Here is a 19,605-nt window from a genome sequence, read left to right on the forward strand (position 1 = left end):
GTTAGTTATTAATAAAGTGTAAATTCAACACGGCGATTCTGTTGGCGGCCCGCTGCATTTTTATTAGATGCAATTGGTTGGTCTGGACCATATCCAGTTGCTTCGATACGCGACGCATTAGCACCCTGAGATACTAAATATGCTTTTACAGACTCTGCACGCTCTTTAGATAAACGCATATTTAATTCACGTGAACCTGTATTGTCGGTGTGACCTGCGAGTTTTAAACTAAAATTCTTCTCGATCAATAACGCAGCAACTTTATTCAATGTTGCATACGAAGTGGAGCGAATAGTTGCTTTACCTAAATCGAATTCTAAGTTTTTGATCGCTTCAGCAACAACTTTTCGATCTGCTTCAGTAACCACTACTTTTTCAACAACTTTGGTTTCGTTTTTCACGACAATTGGACAACCTGATCCGTCAACCTGAACACCTGAAGGTGTGCCCGGACATTTATCATATTTGTTGGCAACACCGTCACCGTCGTCATCTTTTAGATCATTGTTTAGACCATCCAATTGACCTTGCAAAGCTTGGTTTTTAGCATTCAATGCATCATTTTGAGCTTTTAGATCATCGTATTTTACTGTATAGTCATTCACAAGGGTTGCGACAGGATTCGAATTATTCAATGCAGGTTTGCTGCTGCTGCCTAAGGCGAATTCTAAGCCGGCATGTGCGTAAGTAAATAAGTCATTTTTGTATTGTTGTGGCGGAGTTGTATTGTAACGATTGTCAAATCGTTGGTTCGCCCAATTCAATTGATAACCCAATTCAAAATTGATGCCTTTGGCAACAGCGAATTTCAAACCAAAATCTGCAGGTACAAAGATTTTGGAATAGGAATCTCCATATTCACCTTTGTTACCACCAGCGATTGCAGCAGTTTCAGCATTCATTACCCCAACACCAATCGATGCATAAGGTTTAATAAAACTGTTGAAAAATCTCCAATTCGTGTTGGCTGCTAAAAACTCACCAGATAAGGCAACTGACCAAGGAGTTTTGGTTTCGAATCCAGTTTGCTTGTCACTGTTATCATAACCAGCTGTCTTTCCGCCAAAATAAGTTGCTTTCAATCCGAATGATGGTGAGATTTGTTTCTTGATATAAGCACTATATCCTAAATTCCAGTCTAGTTTGTCATAACCACCATTGTTAAACTTGGCGATATTCTGCAAGCTTGTTACACCGGCCCCTACACCGATAGACCAGGTTCTATATTGTGTCGCCGAACCTAATGGAGTTGTGCCTTCGATTGATGCTTCTTTTGTGCTTTGCGCAAAGGATGCGGTGGATAAAATTCCTGCCGCAACAAGTAATCCTGATTTTTTAAGGCTAATTTTCATAATGCGTGTTTGTAAAATTATCTACTATAATACTGTTGTTAAATTAACTCACTGAACACTCTTGCAATAAATTTGCCAAAAATTATTTGGTTACTCTACACGCCCAAAAAAGTTTGGCACCTCAATTTCAAAAGCCAGATGCTTAACAATATTTTCTGTAAAAATGTTTTGGAAAAAAGTTTTTCTGCTTTTTGTGATCAAAATAACATCGATATCTTCATCCCGGATAATGGTATGGATACCGTTAGCAATATTCTCTCGTGAACCTGCAAAATAACTTGGCGACTTGATGATATAGGAAATATCCTCGATCCCAGTTTCAGCAATAATCTGTTCAATCCAATTTTCAAGTTTTTCTCCTAATATATTGATTTCTAGTTCATTTTTATTGATATGTATGAGTTGTAAATGGAAATTTTTCCCATACAATGGTATCGCTTGTTTAAGCACTTCAAGTTCACCGGGTTTGAAATTTGTCAATAGAGCGATGTTGTCATTTTTGAATTTTATCGCGTTTTTTGGGATGGCTAGAACAGGGATCTTCGACTCTTTAATGACATCATATGTATTGCTTCCAATCAATACAGATTCAAGTCCGGTCACTCCTTTTGTACCCATAATCACCGTTTGATAGACCTCTTTTATCTCTTGTTTATCCAGTGTTTCAGCCAAAATACCGTTGGCAAATAAGGTAGAAATTTTAAGCGAAGGATATTCCTGTAGAAGTTCGGCTACAAGTTTTTCCATCTGACGGCGAGCTTCTCCCTCGGTGGGGTCTACTAAATGCTTCGCATTTGCAAATTTGTTGATATGCGAAGTGAACGAATGAAAGAGTGTAATCTCATCATTTGTTGTCGTCGCGATTTGAGCTGCATAAAATGCGGCAACTCGTGCGTTTTCGGAATAATCTACTGGTATTAATAGTTTAGACATGGCTATAAGGTTATGCTTTAGTAAAAAATATTGGAACTAAGGGATGACTAAATAATGCTTTTGCAACGGAACGCGTAAAAACACGTTCAAAGAACGATTTCCTCGATCGTGTCACCAATAATATTTTGATCTTTTCCTCATGGATCATCTCATTAATCACTTCCGGAACCGTATCTAAGTCCTCAATGTCGCCTTGTATTGAATCCACTTCTATAGCAATATTGGTCACACCAATATATTTTTTGATCTTATATTTCCATACTTCAAGCTTGTCTTCGATTCTGTTTTCTGATGAATGATCGTAGTGAACATGCATAAGTTTTAGTTCAAAGTCTTTGCCGATGATGTTGACAAAATCTTGTACGGTCTGTACCTCTTCTTCTTTAAAATTAGACAGTAAGCCAACTTTGTCAATAGGTGTAAAGGACGCTTCAGTGGGGATGGCCAAGACAGGTATTTTGGCTTTTTTGCTAATGACATAGGTCGTGCTGCCAATAAGTTGGCTATCGTCATTGGTGATGCCTTTAGTCCCCATGATGACAAAATCAAATCGACTAGGGGTGGCGAGCTCCGGTAGTGTTTCAGTAATCATACCGCGCTCACATTGGGTGGTTATTTCAAGCGTAGGATGCTTTAATTTTATTGATTCTGCCAGATTTTTAATAAGAATATCAGCTTTGAATGTTGGAGAATTAGTCTCATTACGGCCATTTTCGTCCTCAAATACAGCAGAAGCCGAAGTATAATTGTGGTAAAGATGGATAGAATACCCCTTTTCGAGAGCAAGGTCCACTGCGTAATTTACAGCATTATTAGAATGAGCCGAAAAATCTACCGGTAGTAGAATGTTTTTTTTCATTAGAAGGAATTTAATCTACAAAATCTAATCTTATTTATTTTGCATTTAGGGAATGTGCGTGAAAGTGTACTAGATTCCCTATTTTACTATCAAATGTAATAAAACAAATGTAATTGTGAATGACCTTAAGTCAAATAGTTTTTGTTGTTTTACGTGTTGAATTTGACGCGCTTTAGACAAAAATGAATAACTAATAACACTTTTAAAATGTTGTATTTAATATCAGTTTGTGATTTCTGTCACATCCAAAATAAGTGTACCCTAATTGTCTGTATGTTATCTCCTGATTTTTTTGTTTGAAAAGTCAATATTGAAGTTTTGGTCGTTTAGAGAAAACAGTCGTTTCAAGGTCAATATATGGAATTCTACATTGCATAACCTACCAATTTTGAGTAAGTTTGCACATATTTTTAGATAATTAAATGACAAGTAGAGAAATTCGTCAAGCCTTTCTGGACTTTTTTAAAAGTAAAGGGCATCAGATAGTACCTTCAGCACCAGTAGTTGTAAAAAATGACCCGACATTAATGTTTACCAATGCGGGGATGAATCAATTCAAAGATTTGTTTCTTGGTGAAGCACCCATTAAATTTCCGCGTGTTGCCGATACGCAACGTTGTTTGCGTGTTTCCGGAAAGCACAATGATTTGGAAGAAGTAGGGATCGATACCTACCACCATACGTTGTTTGAGATGTTGGGAAATTGGAGCTTTGGTGATTACTTTAAGAAAGAAGCTATTGCTTGGGCTTGGGAGCTGTTGACAGAAGTATATAAATTAGACAAAGATCGTTTATATGTGACTATTTTTGAGGGGGATGCAAAAGAAGGCTTAGAACGTGATATGGAAGCTTTCGATTTCTGGAAAGAATGGATTGGTGAAGATAGAATTCTCCTTGGTAACAAAAAAGATAATTTCTGGGAAATGGGCGAGACAGGACCTTGTGGACCTTGTTCCGAAATCCATTTCGATATGCGTAGTCCGGAAGAGCGCATACAGACTTCAGGGCAGAGTTTGGTCAACGCAGACCACCCTCAAGTAATTGAGATCTGGAACCTTGTCTTCATGCAATTTAATCGGTTGAAAGATGGTTCACTTCAGTCGTTACCAGCTAAACATGTGGATACGGGAATGGGCTTTGAGCGTTTGGTGCGATGTATACAGGGGAAGACCTCCAATTATGATACAGATGTATTTACGCCTACCATTGATTTTATTGCTGAGAAATCAGGTATAAAATACGGTATAGATGAAAAGTCTGATATTGCCATGCGGGTAGTGTCTGATCATATTCGTGCGGTTAGTTTTGCAATTTCCGATGGTCAACTGCCATCCAACAATAAAGCTGGCTACGTGATCCGTCGTATTTTACGTCGTGCAGTACGCTATGCTTATACATTTTTAGGCTTTAAGGCTCCTTTTATCAATGAACTTGTACCTGTATTGGCAGCTCAGTTCGCCGGAGTATTTGACGAATTGATCCAGCAGCAGGATTTTGTGCAGAAAGTAATCTTGGAAGAGGAGGTTTCATTCTTAAGAACGTTGTCTACGGGCGTCCAACGTTTTGAAAATTATGTGGAGGACCACACCGTAATTAACGGGGATTTTGCTTTTGAATTATACGATACGTATGGATTTCCTATCGATTTGACGGAATTGCTAGCGCGCGAAAAAGGTTTAACAGTTGATATGGAAGGTTTCAACCAAGCACTTCAAATTCAGAAAGATCGTTCTCGTGCTGCCACTGCTATAGATACGGGTGATTGGGTTGTGGTAAATGATGAAGAGGGATTTGAATTTGTAGGCTATGATGCATTGACTGCTGTTACTGAAGTTATTAAATACCGTAAAGTTGTTGCGAAAAATAAAGAGCAATTCCAATTGGTGCTTTCTGTTAGTCCTTTTTATGCCGAAGGTGGTGGCCAGGTAGGCGACTCTGGAGAATTGGTTTCCGAAGAAACTGGAGAAAAGATTTATATCACAGATACGAAAAAGGAAAACGGTCTATTTGTACATTTTACAAACAAATTGCCGCTGGAATTGAAAGGAACATTTGTTGCACAGGTCGATAAAACCAAAAGAATCGATACTGAGAACAATCACTCCGCAACCCATTTGCTGCACGCTGCCTTAAAGCAGGTGTTGGGAAGTCATGTGAATCAAAAGGGATCGTTGGTCAACGCTGATATTTTGCGCTTTGATATCTCTCATTTTGCAAAAATGACAGAAGAAGAGATCAAACAGGTGGAAGATATTGTCAATGCCAAAATTCGTGAAAATATTCCGTTGAAGGAGGAACGAAATGTACCTTATCAACAAGCATTGGATTCGGGTGTAACAGCACTATTTGGTGAGAAGTATGGCGATTTTGTTCGTGTAATCACCTTCGAAGATCAATATTCTAAAGAATTGTGCGGTGGTACACATGTTAAAGCAACAGGGCAAATAGGGTTTTTCAAAATCGTTTCGGAATCTGCTGTAGCAGCTGGTGTACGTCGTATAGAAGCGATTACTGGAACTCGTTCTGCAGCTGTTATCCGTGAACATTTCGAATTGGTTCACCACCTGAAAGAGCTCATGAATAATCCGAAGGATTTTGTTTCTGCACTGGGTAAAATCATCGATGAGAATGGCGCTTTGAAAAAAGAGGTAGAGAAAAGTATTACAGAAAAATCCTTAGCGTTAAAGTCAGATCTGGAAGCAAAGATCCAGCAGGTTGGCGAGATTAATTTCTTGTCCACAATCGTCGATCTACCGAGTCCAGAGGCGGTGAAAACCTTGGCTTATGCCGTGAAGGGTGCCGTTAACAACTTATTTTTGGTTATCGGTGCTGAATTTGATGGTAAACCAAGTTTAACAGTCGTCATATCAGATGAATTGGCTAAAGAAAAAGGATTGAATGCAAGTAATATCGTTCGTGATCTAGCCAAGGATATCCAAGGTGGTGGCGGTGGTCAGCCATTCTTTGCAACAGCTGGAGGTAAGAACCCTGCCGGATTAAAAGGTGCAATTGAGCGAGCAATAGATTTCTTGAAATAAATTTTAGGGTAGTTGAACAGGCTACTTAGCTAAACTAGGATGTAAATAGATGATTTTATTTCCTAAATATACAATACGAAGCCATCAGATTTATTCGAGTTCTTCCTTGGAGGATTCGAATAAATCTGATAGTTTTTACGATTCTTTAAGCTGTGACATGTAGCGTGAATCAAACAGAGCAAAGCCATTTGCGTAATTGGGAATAGGTACTTAACAAATAAAAATAAAAGGATGAAAAAGGCAGTTTTTTTAGCAGTAGGGATCGTTGGTTTGATGATGGGTTGCCAAAATAAAGAACAGTTTACCATCGCTGGAAATGTCGAAAATCCTGGCAATATCAAAGTTATTTCATTGTATGAAGGCGATACCAAGCTGGATTCTATGTTTTTTGGCGATAATAACAAATTTCAGTTCGTACGACCTGCTAGCCAATCCAGATTGTTGTCCTTGCGTGTTGGTAAAAATCGGTACGATTTAATTGCTTCTCCGGGAGAAACGATTACATTTAAGACAGATTTGCATAAAGATGTAAATGATTACCAGGTTGATGGTTCTGAATTGTCAAAGACTATACAGCCTTTTGCCAAAGAGCGAAATTATCGCGATTATCTACAGGACTCATTGCAGACAGTGTTTTCAAAGCTAACGGCCAATTCGACAGCAGCTGAGATCGAAAAGATTCGTGCTGAATATAAAGCAAAGTTTGCAGAAGAATTGCGTACATATACAAAAAAAGCAGTCGATTTCTCGAATAAACATAATGATCTTGCAGGTTTTTATGCAATCTCGACCTTAGATCCTGAAGTAGCCGAAAATGAAATCATTACCTATGCAGATAAAATAAAAAATGAATTTACGGAGAACAGATATGTAACACAGTTTAAAGAGGAGACCCAAAAACTGAAAAAAATGGCAATTGGGCAACCTGCTCCTGAGTTGACTTCTTTTACACCATCAAATAAAGAAGTTAAATTATCGAGTTTTAAAGGGAAATATACTTTGGTGGATTTTTGGGCTTCATGGTGTATGCCCTGTCGCCAGGAAAACCCTAATCTCGTTAGGTTGTACAATACCTATCATGGTAAAGGCTTTGATATACTCTCCGTTTCATTTGATGATAATCCTGGTTCCTGGATGCGTGCTATTGAAGATGACAAGTTAACTTGGACACATGTGTCAGATTTGAAGGCTTGGAGCTCACCGGTTGTCATTGATTACCGTGTGAAAGCCTTGCCTACCTCATATGTTCTCGATCCGAACGGCATTATTATAGCAAAGAACTTGCGTGGAGAAGAGTTAGAGGCATTTTTGAAGAAAACAATTAAGTAATCAATGTGTTATTGTTAAATATTATATTACTTAATAATTTGGTAACATTAGATTAACTGATTGTTATCATTTTGTTTATAATTTAGCAAAAAAAATAAGACAAATGAGTTCTTCGAAACAAAAGATTTTAATTGTTGATGACGAAAAGGATATCTTGGATTTAATTGCATTCAACTTAAATCGTGAAGGTTATCAGGTCTCTACAGCGCAAAATGGGGAAGAGGCAATCAACGTTGCCAAACAAGTAAATCCTGATCTTATCATCTTGGATGTGATGATGCCAAAGATGGATGGAATTGAAGCTTGTCGTATCATGCGCGCAATGCCTGAATTCAAAAGTACATTCATGGTATTTTTGACTGCTAGAAGCGAAGAGTATTCGGAGATCGCAGGATTTCATGTCGGTGCAGACGACTATATAGCAAAGCCAATTAAGCCGCGTGCTTTAATGAGCCGCATCAATGCTATCTTAAGAAGAAATGCTTCCGAAGAGTCAGATGCCTCTGTTCAGGATAAAATTGAAATTGCCGACTTGGTCATTGATCGAGATTCTTTCTTGGTATATAAAGGGGAACAAAAGATCGTTCTAGCAAAGAAAGAGTTTGAACTATTGTATTTATTGGCATCAAAACCGAACAAGGTGTTTACACGCGAACAGATCTTAAAGAGTATTTGGGAAGATTCTGTTGTGGTAACCAATCGTACAATTGACGTCCATATCCGCAAGCTGCGCGAAAAGATAGGTGACGATTATGTAACCACTGTAAAAGGAGTAGGATACAAATTCGATAAAGAATAAAAAAAGAGGCTTTAGCCTCTTTTTTTATGCGATTAACTTCCGGAGTTTAGATTTAATGCGATTTGTTTTGCGCCAAATCTAGACAAATACGAGTAGGATATTTCAAATTTGACATAAGAGGAAGGCGAGAATTTAAGGAAGAAATTGTCGTCGTTATAGGGAACTCTTTATCGAGATAACTTGATATCACCACAACAAATCTTTACTTTTGACCTAAAGCAAAGTAAAAATTTCAACATGTCATCTATTCTTATAAAATCTGCGCAACTTGTCAATGAAGGTAAAGTTGAGGTTGCTGACGTATATATCAGCAATGGTCGAATCGAAATGATTGCTCAGGAAATTAATCATCCTGCTGATCAGGAAATAAATGCTGAGGGGCTACACTTGCTACCTGGACTTATTGATGACCAGGTTCACTTTAGAGAACCCGGTTTAACTTATAAAGCGGATATATGGCATGAGAGTCGCGCAGCAGTTGCCGGTGGGACAACCTCTTTCATGGAAATGCCTAATACTGTTCCTAATACGTTGACCCAGCAATTGCTTCAAGATAAATATGATATTGCGGCAAAAAATGCGCTGGCCAATTATTCATTCTTTATGGGGGCAGCTAATGATAATCTTGAGGAGGTACTTAAAACGAATCCAAGAAATGTCTGTGGTATAAAAGTTTTTATGGGCTCCTCTACTGGCAATATGCTGGTTGATAATGAAAAAGCGTTGGAAGGTATTTTTGCAAGTGCTCCGACCTTGGTGGCTACGCACTGTGAAGATGAGGCAACGATAAAGGCGAATTTGGCCCTATTTAAGGAAAAATATGGCGAGGATGGATTAAAAATTGAGATGCATCCATTGATTCGTTCTGAGGAAGCTTGTTATTTGTCTTCGTCAAAAGCTGTCGAGCTGGCAAAAAAGCACAATACACGCTTGCATATCCTTCATATCTCAACCGCCAAAGAAATTGCATTATTTAATAATGATATTCCACTAAAGGATAAAAAAATAACGGCTGAAGCCTGTATTCATCACCTTTGGTTTTCTGATCAGGATTATGCCTCAAAAGGTAATTTTATCAAATGGAATCCAGCTGTAAAAACAGCCAATGACCGCGATCAGATTTTAAAAGCTGTACTGGATGGACATATCGATGTGATAGCGACAGATCACGCTCCGCATACAATTGAGGAGAAATCTCAGCCCTATGTTTCAGCACCAAGCGGAGGACCTCTTGTACAGCATGCGTTGCAAGCCTTGTTAGATATGGTCAAAGCAGGAAAAATGACCCTGGAACAATTGGTGCAAAAATCTGCACACAATACAGCTACATTGTTCCAAATTGAAGATAGAGGGTACATTCGTGAGGGATATTGGGCGGATCTTGTGTTGGTCGATCTGAATAAACCTTATACGGTATCGAAAGCGAATATCCTGTCGAAATGTGGCTGGTCACCATTTGAGGGGCACACATTTAGTTCAACGATTGAACATACTCTCGTATCAGGTAAACTTGCTTTCTCCAATGGACAACTTATTGAGAAAGGTGCTGGTGAACGTCTGTTGTTCAACCGATAGTATTTAGCAATGGAAAAAAGAGCCTTTCTAAAATCGATTGCTTTAAGCGTGTTGTCTATTCCTGTACTGGGAATGGGGAAGCCAACCGGAGATAAAGCCGAATTGTACGGTCAAGCTGCTTTGCTTGCAACGAGGTTAAAATTGGGGGATATCGTAGGTTTAATAACGCCTGCTGGTGTATTGGATGATGAAGAATCAATTAGTATTGCACGTGAGATATTTGAGACCTTAGGTTTTAAAGTAAAAGAAGGTAAACATATACGCAGCCGCTACGGTAATTTGGCCGGTACAGATCAGGAGCGTATAGCAGACATTCATGATATGTTTGCAGACAAGACCGTCAAAGCGATTGTTTGCATCAGAGGAGGTTCGGGTACATCACGTCTTTTAGATCGATTAGATTACAGACTGATCGCCAATAACCCAAAAATTTTATTGGGATATTCAGATATAACAGCCTTAATTTTGGCATTATATGCCAAGACAGGACTTATAACGTTTCATGGTGCAGTGGGGATCAGTACCTGGACTAAGAAGCTTGCAGAGGCTTTCAATGCTCAGTTTGTAGCCAATCAGCCAGCAATATTTGAAAACCCCAAGTCTAAAGGTGATAGCATTGTGCAGACCAAAGACCGAATTGCCACAATTCATCCTGGTATAGTAGATGGGGTATTGCTGGGTGGAAATATGACCGTGTTGACCGGCTTATGTGGTTCACCTTATCTGCCAGATTTTAAAGATAAAATTCTTTTTCTTGAAGAGGTCGACGAAGATATGGAACGTGTTGACCGCATGTTCTGTCAATTGAAAAATGCTGGTGTACTGGGTGCGATTAAGGGTTTTATTTTTGGCAAGTGCACCAATTGTAAACCATCTGGTGGCTATGGATCCGTAACACTTGACCAACTGTTCAATGATTATATCAGACCGTTAAAAATACCCGCTTATACAGGGGCTGTCGTTGGTCATATTGCCGAACAGTTTATTTTGCCCGTAGGAGCAAAAGTCCGTGTAGATGCTTCGCAAGGAACGATTGCTTTAATGGAGCCTGCATTAAAAGATTAATATGAAATTAGTAAAAGTTGATTTCATCAAAGCCTTTTCTTTATATGAAGAAAAGGCTTTGATGCATAGAAGATTTAAACATGCTGATATTTTGCCGTTATTAGAAAATATCAGAAGCTCTGGACGTTTTGCTGTAGCGGAAATTGGCAAGTCTACCGAAGATCGTTCGATCTTTCGACTACAATACGGACAAGGGCCAATCAAGATACTTTTATGGTCGCAAATGCATGGTGATGAACCTACAGCAACAATGGCCTTGTTTGATCTATTTAATTTTTTCAACGGAAAAGATGATGGTTTTGATGCGGTTAGAGATGACATAGCATCAAAAGTGACCTTATATTTTATTCCGATGCTAAATCCTGATGGAACAGAACGGTTTCAGCGTAGGACAACCATGGATGTGGATATGAACAGAGATGCAAGGGCAACAGCAACAGTGGAAGGAGCCTTATTGAAGGCGCAAGCCATGTTGCTAAAACCTGATTTTGCCTTTAACCTGCATAACCAAAACAATTACTACAATATTCCCGGAACAAATACGCCAGTAACAATTTCCTTATTGGCACCTGCTTATGATTATGCGCGGAGTATCAATGAAACTCGGAGAGATGCGATGCGGGTGATTGTTGGAATAAATAAAATCCTTCAGGACTTTGTTCCAAAGGCAGTTGCAAGGTATGACGATGAGCATACACCGCGCGGTTTCGGTGATAATTTTCAAAAATGGGGCGCTAGGACGATTTTAATTGAATCAGGAGCTTATGTTGGTGATACCGAAAAAATGCTGGTCAGAAAATGTAATTTCGTAGCATTGTTAAAAGCATTTGAGGAAATTGCTGATCAATCCTTTAAACGGCATTCGGTTACCGATTACGATGCAATTCCCTTCAATGATGAAAAGCTCCATGATGTGTTGCTGAGAAATTTGACCATTGAGCGGAGTGGAAAACCATTACTTGTCGATGTCGCCATCCGGCAAAATGAAAAGACGATAGGCTCTGACTATTATCTGGAGGGGATAGTAGAGGATATTGGCGATCTGCAAGATTTTTATGGTTATGTAGATATTGATGTTGCAGGAATGGAGTTTGCCCCAGCCAAGATGTATATGGAGCCATTTGCTTCCCTGACCGATTTAGATGATACCATCGTGATGGGATTACTTGAAAAAGGCTATGCCGCTGTTATTATTGAAAATGTGATCCCGGGAGAATTTTTGCATAACCTTCCAATTCGTGTATTAACTAAAAAAGCTATAGAATTTTCACAACAATTAGCTCTCGGAGCTCAGGCGGATTTCTTTCTTCGGAAAGAAGGAAAGATTATTTACGCCGTAGTTAATGGTTGGGTGATCGATTTGAAAAAACCAAAGCAACAGCAGTATAAAAATCAGATAAGTTAGCAATGCCTAATATAGCTCAAAAAAGGAAAAAGGTCACAGCATAGGCTGTGACCTTTTTCCTTTTTTGAGACTACTAGTAGCCGGTATTCTGTTGATTTGCTATAGCTGGGTTTGCATTCATCTCATCCAGTGAAATAGGAAGAATGGTTTTAAAGAAAGTTCTATCGATCGTTTTTTGCCTATTTGTTGTGCTTATATTTCCTAAATCATCATCAAAAGTTATCGATTTGTTCCAGCGCATCATATCAAAGAAGCGATGACCTTCTCCAAGGAGCTCTTTGCTTCTCTCATCGGCAATCATATCTAAAGTAATCGTGCCTGAGGTCGCGACATCTAATTTTGGAGAACGTTGGCGTATTGCATTCAGGTAATTTGCTGCAAGGGCCTTGTCAGGAGATGATTTTAATAGAGCAGCTTCAGCAGCGATAAGATATACTTCGGACAAACGGATGACCTTAATATTGACTGCGGTACTATTTGCTGTTGAATTTTTATCACCAGCAAGAGTGGTGCTACCGCTATATTTATAGACCGCTCCTAAATGGGTGGTGCCGACTTCATCGTACGCCATAACACCCCATCTGACATCTGTCTCGTCTTTCTTAAGTTTGGCCAAGAATGGATCTGCGGCTATAAAGTTTCCCAATATGGCTGTACTGCCATGTCCTTTTCTGCGGAACATCGCACCCAGAGAACTAGTCCCCGCATCAGCTTCATTCGGATAGACACCCAATTCTAGAATAGATTCAGTTCCAAACATACCTGTCCAGGATTTCACCCAGTTTTCATTGCTATACAATGTGTAGACTTTGGAGTCTATGACCTCCTGCGCTGATTTTAACGAGTTATCATAATCATTCATATAGAGATACACACGAGCTTGCAGTGCTTTATTGGCGAAAAAATTGAAATATCCATCCGATTTGGATTTTGGCAATAAGCTTTCTGCATCCTTTAGATCCTGTACTATTTGTTTGTAGTTTTCCTCAACGGAGATACGTTTTTCCTGCGCGCTATATTCGAGTACTTTCGTCACATTAGGGATACCAAGGGCAGATTTTTCCATGTTGTAGGGTTTTCCGTACAACCTGACAAGATCAAAATTGATGAGGGCTCTTGCGGTCAATGCTTGTCCTTTATACGTATTAAAATTTTCTGTCGAACCGGCAGCGATTAGTTTATCGATATTTGTCAAAAGATTATTGATCTGCACGAGTGTATGAAACCCTTGTGTCCAGATGCCTGAATAGGGATTAGAAGAGGCCGAATGATTAAATACATAAAGATAGTCATAACCGCGGCCTTGGGATGCAATCGTAAAGTCCCCCCCTTTGGCATCAGCATAGAGCGGGAAATTTCGTCCATAGTAGGCAACATTTGCCATTTTACTCATTAATCCATTCATAATAACCTTTGCGTCAGCAGCAGTTTGGATGGAGGTATTGGAGTCCCCCATATTGGTCGGTGTGACATCCAAAAAATTGCTACAAGAGCTGATTGCTAATGATATTGTTATGCACGAGGCAATAAAAAGCTTTTTCATAATACTGTTTCTTTTCGTTAAAAACTAAATTCAACACCGAAAGTGTACGTTTTTGCCAATGGTGTTTCCCAGCCCCGCGTACCAAATTGGTTAACTTCTGGATCCATATACTTGTATTTCGAAACAGTCAATAAATTGCTTCCATTGAAAAATACCCTTGCATTGGAGATGCCAGCTCGTTTTAAAAATTCATTTGGTAATCTATAGCTCAACGAAATGTTCTTTAATCTAAGATATGACGCGTCAAACAGTTGTCTACTGCTGATCTGGTTCACATCTTCCAGATCTCTTCCGGTAACCATCGGGTAAGTTCCATCCGTATTTGAAGGTGACCAGCTATTTTCTGTAAAATAAGCGGCATGAATTCGTTCCCAATAATAGCCGTCATCGGCAACATCTTTGGATGTCGCATCATAAAGTTTGCCGCCAATTTTATAAGCAAAGTTCAATCCCAATGAAAAGTTTTTATAATCGATGTCAGAATTTATACCGCCATATAGTTTAGGATTAGCATTTCCGATGATGGTTTGTTTAGCTTTTTTGTAATCATAACTTGCAGCTTTTCCGTTAAAGATAAAATCGCCATCCGTGCCGTCGTTTGTATACCAGACGTTTTTGCCATTGGTTTGATCGGTACCTGCCCATTCCAACCCAAAGAAAGATAAAGACGATTCTCCTTCGCGATAAATAAATCGAGCTCTATCGTCTCCACCTGTGGGATCATACCAGACGATATCTCGTCCACCATATAGTTTTGTAATCTTGGATTTGATAATTGCGGTATTTGCACTTAATGTCCATTTCCAATTTTCATTTTTAACAATATCTGAGCCCAGTTCAATCTCTATACCTTTATTGTTCATTTCGCCAACATTTCGCAATATGGAGCCGAAACCAGTAATTGTGGAGATCGGAACATTCTGTAAAAGATCCTTCGAGTCTCTGTTAAAATATTCAATTGTACCGAATAGTTTATTGTGGAACAGACCAAATTCCAATGCGATGTTTGTGGAGTAATTTTTCTCCCAAGCGACGTCCGGATTGCCTAAATTATTAAGCCCACCACCTGGCTGCGTCATATATTTGTTGGAATAACTTGTTAAATTGCGCCAGGCAAAAAGATCCGTAGGTAATGTTCCATTTACCCCATAGGAACCTCTAATTCTTAGGTTATTGATTTCTTCAATCTCTTTAATAAAAGATTCCTTGGCCAAATTCCAGGAAGCAGCTAAAGACCAAAAGTTGCCCCAACGAGGACCTGGTGCCAAGCGGGATGAACCGTCCCTTCTAAAAGATGCCGAGGCAAAATAGCGTTCATCGTAGTTATATTCCGCCCGCGATAGTACAGACATCATATTATTGCCCCAAGAATAGGCGGACGCATCCAATATACCTGCAGTGGCGACTGTATGAAGTGATGAGGATGGTAAATCTTTACCTGTAGCACGGATAAAATCAGTCGTGTTTTTTTCAGCTTCGAAACCAGCTAATAACCCGATATTATGCAAGCCAAAACTCTTGTTGTAATTGGCGGTTGTGGATGATACCAATTTTTCAATGGACGTAGACACCTCTGTGACCCGGCCATTGTCTGCCATACCGTTATAATGTTTAGCACTGTAATAGATATGATCTTTGACTTCGGTCCGGTCATAGGAGAAAATAGTCTTCAATGTAAGTTCAGGCAATAGCTTTAATGATAAAGATTCTATAGCTGATAATTTGCTTGTTTTCGAAGAGTTTTCCCATTCCTTGTTGTAATACAGCGGATTATAAGCGAGACTACCATAACGTGCTGTATATTCGTTACCTGTTTTATAATCAGTTGGCCAATACATCTGCCATAATAAATTACTCGCTTGATACAGGTAATTTGTTCCTGTATTCCTGGTGTCATTCATCCCAATAAGCTTGTTTTTAGCGTAGTTGACGTTTGAACCAAATTCGAGATATTTCCCAATCTTTTGCGTTAAATTAATCCGACCATTGATTCTGTCGAAGTTATTCTCAATAATCCTGCTTTTGTCTTGCGTGTATCCTAAAGACGCATAGTAATTGGTTTTTTCTGTTGCTCCGCTTACCGAGATATCGTTGCTGTTGAATATCCCGGTTCTAAACAATGCTTTGTTCCAGTCATAATACTTACCATCTCGATTCTCTACACCATCTGTTTTTCCTGAGATATGTACATTTTCCCATTGTGAGGTTCCATCCGTGCTGAATTGATAGCCATGAATACCAAAACCATAAGAAGAAGTTGGTTTACCGTAATTTGCCGAATTTTGATTCCAGTCCAAAGAATTTAAGCGGAATAAGGTGTTTTTATTCGCCTGTTCAGCCGTTTGACCAGCTGCTATTCTAGAATCGTATAAAACACTATAAAGCATATTGATTTGATCCTGTACCGAAGCAGGTTCATTATTTTTGGTTGCCCAGGAAGGACTAATGCCAATAGAGGACTTGACATTGATCTTCGGATCTCCGTTTTTTCCCTTTTTTGTGGTGATGATGATGACACCATTTGCCGCGCGGGACCCATAAAGGGATGAGGCGGCAGCATCCTTAAGCACAGAAATAGATTCGATATCGCTGGGATTTAATGTGCTCATGACGTTGTTAGTATTGACAATATAGTCGCCCATCTGTCCGACACTACCCGAAATGACTGGAACACCGTCAATGACATAGAGTGGTTCGTTCGACGCGTTCATGGAGCCTATGCCTCGAATGCGTATAGCTGAAGTTGCACCTGCCTGACCAGATCCATTTGACATTTGCAGACCTGCAACACGGCCAGTAAGTGCTTTTTCAAAAGAAGTGACAGGTTGTTTATCAATGGCATCTGATTTTACTTGTGCTGCCGAACCTGTATAGGTGCTCTTTTTAGCCGTTCCGTAGGCAATGACAATGACTTCGTCCAGTGCCTGTTCATCACTGTTGAGTGAAATACTAATGGTTTTTCGGCCATTGACCTGAATTTCTTGTCGGCTATAACCTACGGCAGATATAGTTAATGTCGCATTGGCGTTTGTGTTTAAGGTAAACAGGCCATTTTCGTTTGTTGAGGTCCCTTGGCTAGCGCCTTTTACATTTATTGTAACTCCGCTAATTGGTTTTCCATTGCTGTCTGTGATTTTACCAGCAATTTGGATCTGTTGTGCATATAAAGACTGCATCGAACTACAGGCTATGAGACACAACGTTGTGAGCACATGTTGTTTCATAAAAGTGTGAATTGATTAATTTAGTTGTTAATATTTTGGTGCTATCGATGTTGGTCAAACTTGTGATAGCAATTCAGTGCAATCTTTTCTTTAAGAAAAAAACATTGCACTGAATATAGGGTTATTTTCTTACAATTCCAATCCCCGGACGGTCGGGGAGAAGGCAACTGCCATTTACCACGGTCATGCCGTCGTATATATCATTTCCAATTAATAAAGCACCGTCTAGATCTGCCCAGTCTGTTAATGGTGCAAGTTGTGCAGCTGCACTGATCGCGCAGGAAGTTTCGGTCATACAGCCGATCATAACTTTCATTTCCAAAGAACGAGCAAGTTCTGCCATTTGTTTAGCTTCACGCATGCCCGTGCATTTCATCAATTTGATGTTGATCCCCGAGTATACACCCTTTAATGCAGGAACATCCAGAAGGCGTTGGCATCCTTCATCGGCAATAGTAGGGATAGGACTATGCTCAGTAAGCCAGGCGTTGTCGTCTATCTGCTCCTTGGGCATCGGCTGTTCCAAGAAAGAAACATTTCTTTCTGCAAGCCAGTGTGCCATTTCCAAAGCCTCTTCACGTGTTTTCCAACCTTGATTGACGTCGGCACACAAAGGACGATCGGTAACCTGACGGATGGTGTCTATGATCATTTTATCCGTATCAAGACCCAGTTTCACCTTTAAAATTTTAAACTGATCAGCTTCGGCGACTTTTTGGCGGATCATTTCTTCTGTATCGATTCCGATGGTGTAGGACGTCGGTGGGATAAGGTTAGGATTCAATCCCCATATCTTATAATAGGGCTGATTCATAATTTTACCAAGGATATCATGTAGGGCAATATCAATGGACGCTTTTGCAGCCGTGTTTTTCAAAGCAAGCTGATCAATATAATGCAGGAGCTCTTCGGTTTGAAAAGGAGAGTTGAAGCCTGTCAGATCAATCTGATTGAGGAATGATAGGACACTTTCCTGAGATTCGCCTAGATAGGGTGGCATACTCGCTTCACCATAACCGATAATGCCATCATACTCTAGTTCGGTCAATACAACCGGTGTTGTGCTTCGGCTAAAGGAAGCTACTGTAAAGACATGGCGCAAAGTTAAAGTGTAAGGTCTAAACCTTAATTTAAAGGCCCCAAAATCTTTACTGATCCATTCAGATTGATTGCTCATCGTTATGTTTATTTATTGTTGTAATAATTGCTTTCAACGACTTTCTGTATTGCGCTATCGTGGGTCCCGAGGTAACGGCGTGCAGCAACCACAGTTCGGGTTTGGAAATCATCGTAGTTTGCAGCGTCCTTAAGCATACTGTTGATCCGGACTAATCCGGCAGCGTGAATAAAAGTTCCATTGCCGATATAGAGTGCAACATGTGTTACACGCGCATTAGGGTTGCTGTTTTTGCCTGCCGCAAAGAACAATAAGTCTGCCGGTTTTAGATTTTTGAGTGCTTTCTCAGGGTCGAAATGTCCTTCTTGATCTAAAATGTCGATTTTTTCACCTGCAAGTACTTGTTGCGATGCATCTCTCGGAATCACGAAGCCGTTCATAAAAAAGCTTGTTTTGGTAAAACCGCTGCAGTCTACACCTTTCACCGATGTTCCCCCCCATAAATAGGGTAGGCCCAACATTGTTTTTGCACTGGCGATAATATTTTCCGCTGTAGGCTGGCGCGTTTCAAACCAATTTTTTAAGGTTAGACTTTCTGATTTTTTAATATAACCTAAACGCCCATCCGGATATGCTATTTCATAAAAGTTGCTTTTCTGTCCTTTTAACTGAAGGATGTCACCATATACGAGATCAGACACTCGTTGGCTTTTTTCATTGGGTTCAGAATATGATTTTCCAAACTCCGCTGTATAGATAACTTTTTCTGCTTGCCGCCAATTTGCCAGCATGGTTTTGTCCATCGCTTCAATGGACGAAGTAGGTACCCATGCGATATAACCGTCGGGGGTGCGTACGCGATAGTCGCCACTCTTTTTCTGTAGAAGGTCTACTTGTGTTCCCAATAACACCTGGCTCGTCAGTTCCGCCGCATTATCTGGAAATGTACGCATATTTGCAACGGAGAGCCTGATGACTCCAGTAGTTTTTTCGCCTACACTTGCATCAGGTAAGAGCTGTACCTGAATATTGGCTGATATTTCTTTTGCTTTTTGCTCCAAAACGAACTTAGCATCTTTTTCAGTTGTTTCAAGCACATATTGGTTCTGTGCTATATCCGCTTTTTGGATTGCTACGATCTTGGTTCTTTTATCGGGAGCGAATTCACGTTTTACGTTTTCTTGCAACTCTTTGATCTTGAAATAAGTCGTGGAATCTAGCTGCTGCGCCTGACTGCTTTCAACACCTATTAGGCTTGCATAAGCTAAAATAGCGAATTTAAGAGTGTTTTTCATGCGAATTAGTTTGTTTCTAAAGATAGGATTAATTCATAATATAAGTCAATTTTTATTGTCGATTTTTAAGT

The 19,605-nt window shown here is 39.7% G+C and carries 13 protein-coding genes; 6 read left to right on the plus strand and 7 right to left on the minus strand.

Going from position 1 to position 19,605, the window contains the following annotated elements; all coding sequences use genetic code 11:
* Positions 1 to 8: 8 nt before the first annotated feature.
* The 3 genes from M2419_RS23995 to M2419_RS24005 form a co-directional block, all read right to left on the minus strand.
* Positions 9 to 1,352: an OmpA family protein gene (locus M2419_RS23995; protein WP_120336541.1), complete on the minus strand. Its 1,344-nt coding sequence runs from the start codon at positions 1,350 to 1,352 to the stop codon at positions 9 to 11.
* Positions 1,353 to 1,442: 90 nt separating this feature from the next.
* Complete coding sequence (locus M2419_RS24000; protein WP_153844997.1) at positions 1,443 to 2,285, minus strand: universal stress protein; 843 nt, start codon at positions 2,283 to 2,285, stop codon at positions 1,443 to 1,445.
* 10 nt (positions 2,286 to 2,295) lie between these two features.
* On the minus strand, positions 2,296 to 3,144 hold the full coding sequence (locus tag M2419_RS24005) for a universal stress protein (RefSeq protein WP_153844996.1): 849 nt from the start codon (positions 3,142 to 3,144) through the stop codon (positions 2,296 to 2,298).
* A gap of 422 nt (positions 3,145 to 3,566) precedes the next feature.
* On the opposite strand from M2419_RS24005, the gene alaS reads away from it, so the two are divergent.
* The 6 genes from alaS (at position 3,567) to M2419_RS24035 (ending at position 12,355) form a co-directional block, all read left to right on the plus strand.
* A complete protein-coding gene (alaS, locus tag M2419_RS24010; RefSeq protein ID WP_159729167.1) occupies positions 3,567 to 6,182 on the plus strand; it encodes an alanine--tRNA ligase in 2,616 nt (871 codons plus the stop codon).
* Between the two features lie 231 nt (positions 6,183 to 6,413).
* On the plus strand, positions 6,414 to 7,511 hold the full coding sequence (locus tag M2419_RS24015; RefSeq protein WP_153844994.1) for a TlpA disulfide reductase family protein: 1,098 nt from the start codon (positions 6,414 to 6,416) through the stop codon (positions 7,509 to 7,511).
* Positions 7,512 to 7,614: 103 nt separating this feature from the next.
* Positions 7,615 to 8,310: a response regulator transcription factor gene (locus M2419_RS24020; protein ID WP_075991688.1), complete on the plus strand. Its 696-nt coding sequence runs from the start codon at positions 7,615 to 7,617 to the stop codon at positions 8,308 to 8,310.
* A gap of 237 nt (positions 8,311 to 8,547) precedes the next feature.
* A complete protein-coding gene (locus M2419_RS24025) occupies positions 8,548 to 9,885 on the plus strand; it encodes a dihydroorotase (protein WP_153844993.1) in 1,338 nt (445 codons plus the stop codon).
* Positions 9,886 to 9,894: 9 nt separating this feature from the next.
* Positions 9,895 to 10,950 (plus strand): LD-carboxypeptidase, encoded by a 1,056-nt coding sequence (locus tag M2419_RS24030; RefSeq protein WP_153844992.1) that lies wholly within the window; start codon positions 9,895 to 9,897, stop codon positions 10,948 to 10,950.
* 1 nt (position 10,951) lies between these two features.
* On the plus strand, positions 10,952 to 12,355 hold the full coding sequence (locus M2419_RS24035) for a M14 family zinc carboxypeptidase (protein WP_153844991.1): 1,404 nt from the start codon (positions 10,952 to 10,954) through the stop codon (positions 12,353 to 12,355).
* 73 nt (positions 12,356 to 12,428) lie between these two features.
* Here the strand turns inward: M2419_RS24035 and M2419_RS24040 are convergent, their stop codons facing one another.
* The 4 genes from M2419_RS24040 to M2419_RS24055 form a co-directional block, all read right to left on the minus strand.
* Positions 12,429 to 13,898, minus strand: a complete 1,470-nt coding sequence (locus M2419_RS24040; protein WP_153844990.1) for a RagB/SusD family nutrient uptake outer membrane protein — start codon at positions 13,896 to 13,898, stop codon at positions 12,429 to 12,431.
* Positions 13,899 to 13,915: 17 nt separating this feature from the next.
* Positions 13,916 to 17,122, minus strand: a complete 3,207-nt coding sequence (locus tag M2419_RS24045) for a TonB-dependent receptor (RefSeq protein WP_259255760.1) — start codon at positions 17,120 to 17,122, stop codon at positions 13,916 to 13,918.
* 121 nt (positions 17,123 to 17,243) lie between these two features.
* Positions 17,244 to 18,299 carry a dipeptide epimerase gene (locus M2419_RS24050; protein ID WP_259255761.1) on the minus strand — a complete coding sequence of 352 codons (1,056 nt, stop codon included), beginning with the start codon at positions 18,297 to 18,299 and terminating at the stop codon, positions 17,244 to 17,246.
* An 8-nt stretch (positions 18,300 to 18,307) separates the two neighbouring features.
* Positions 18,308 to 19,534: an NlpC/P60 family protein gene (locus M2419_RS24055; RefSeq protein ID WP_259255762.1), complete on the minus strand. Its 1,227-nt coding sequence runs from the start codon at positions 19,532 to 19,534 to the stop codon at positions 18,308 to 18,310.
* Positions 19,535 to 19,605: the final 71 nt, after the last annotated feature.

It is taken from the genome of Sphingobacterium sp. BIGb0116 (genome assembly GCF_024808035.1).
In the GTDB taxonomy this organism is placed as follows: domain Bacteria; phylum Bacteroidota; class Bacteroidia; order Sphingobacteriales; family Sphingobacteriaceae; genus Sphingobacterium; species Sphingobacterium paramultivorum.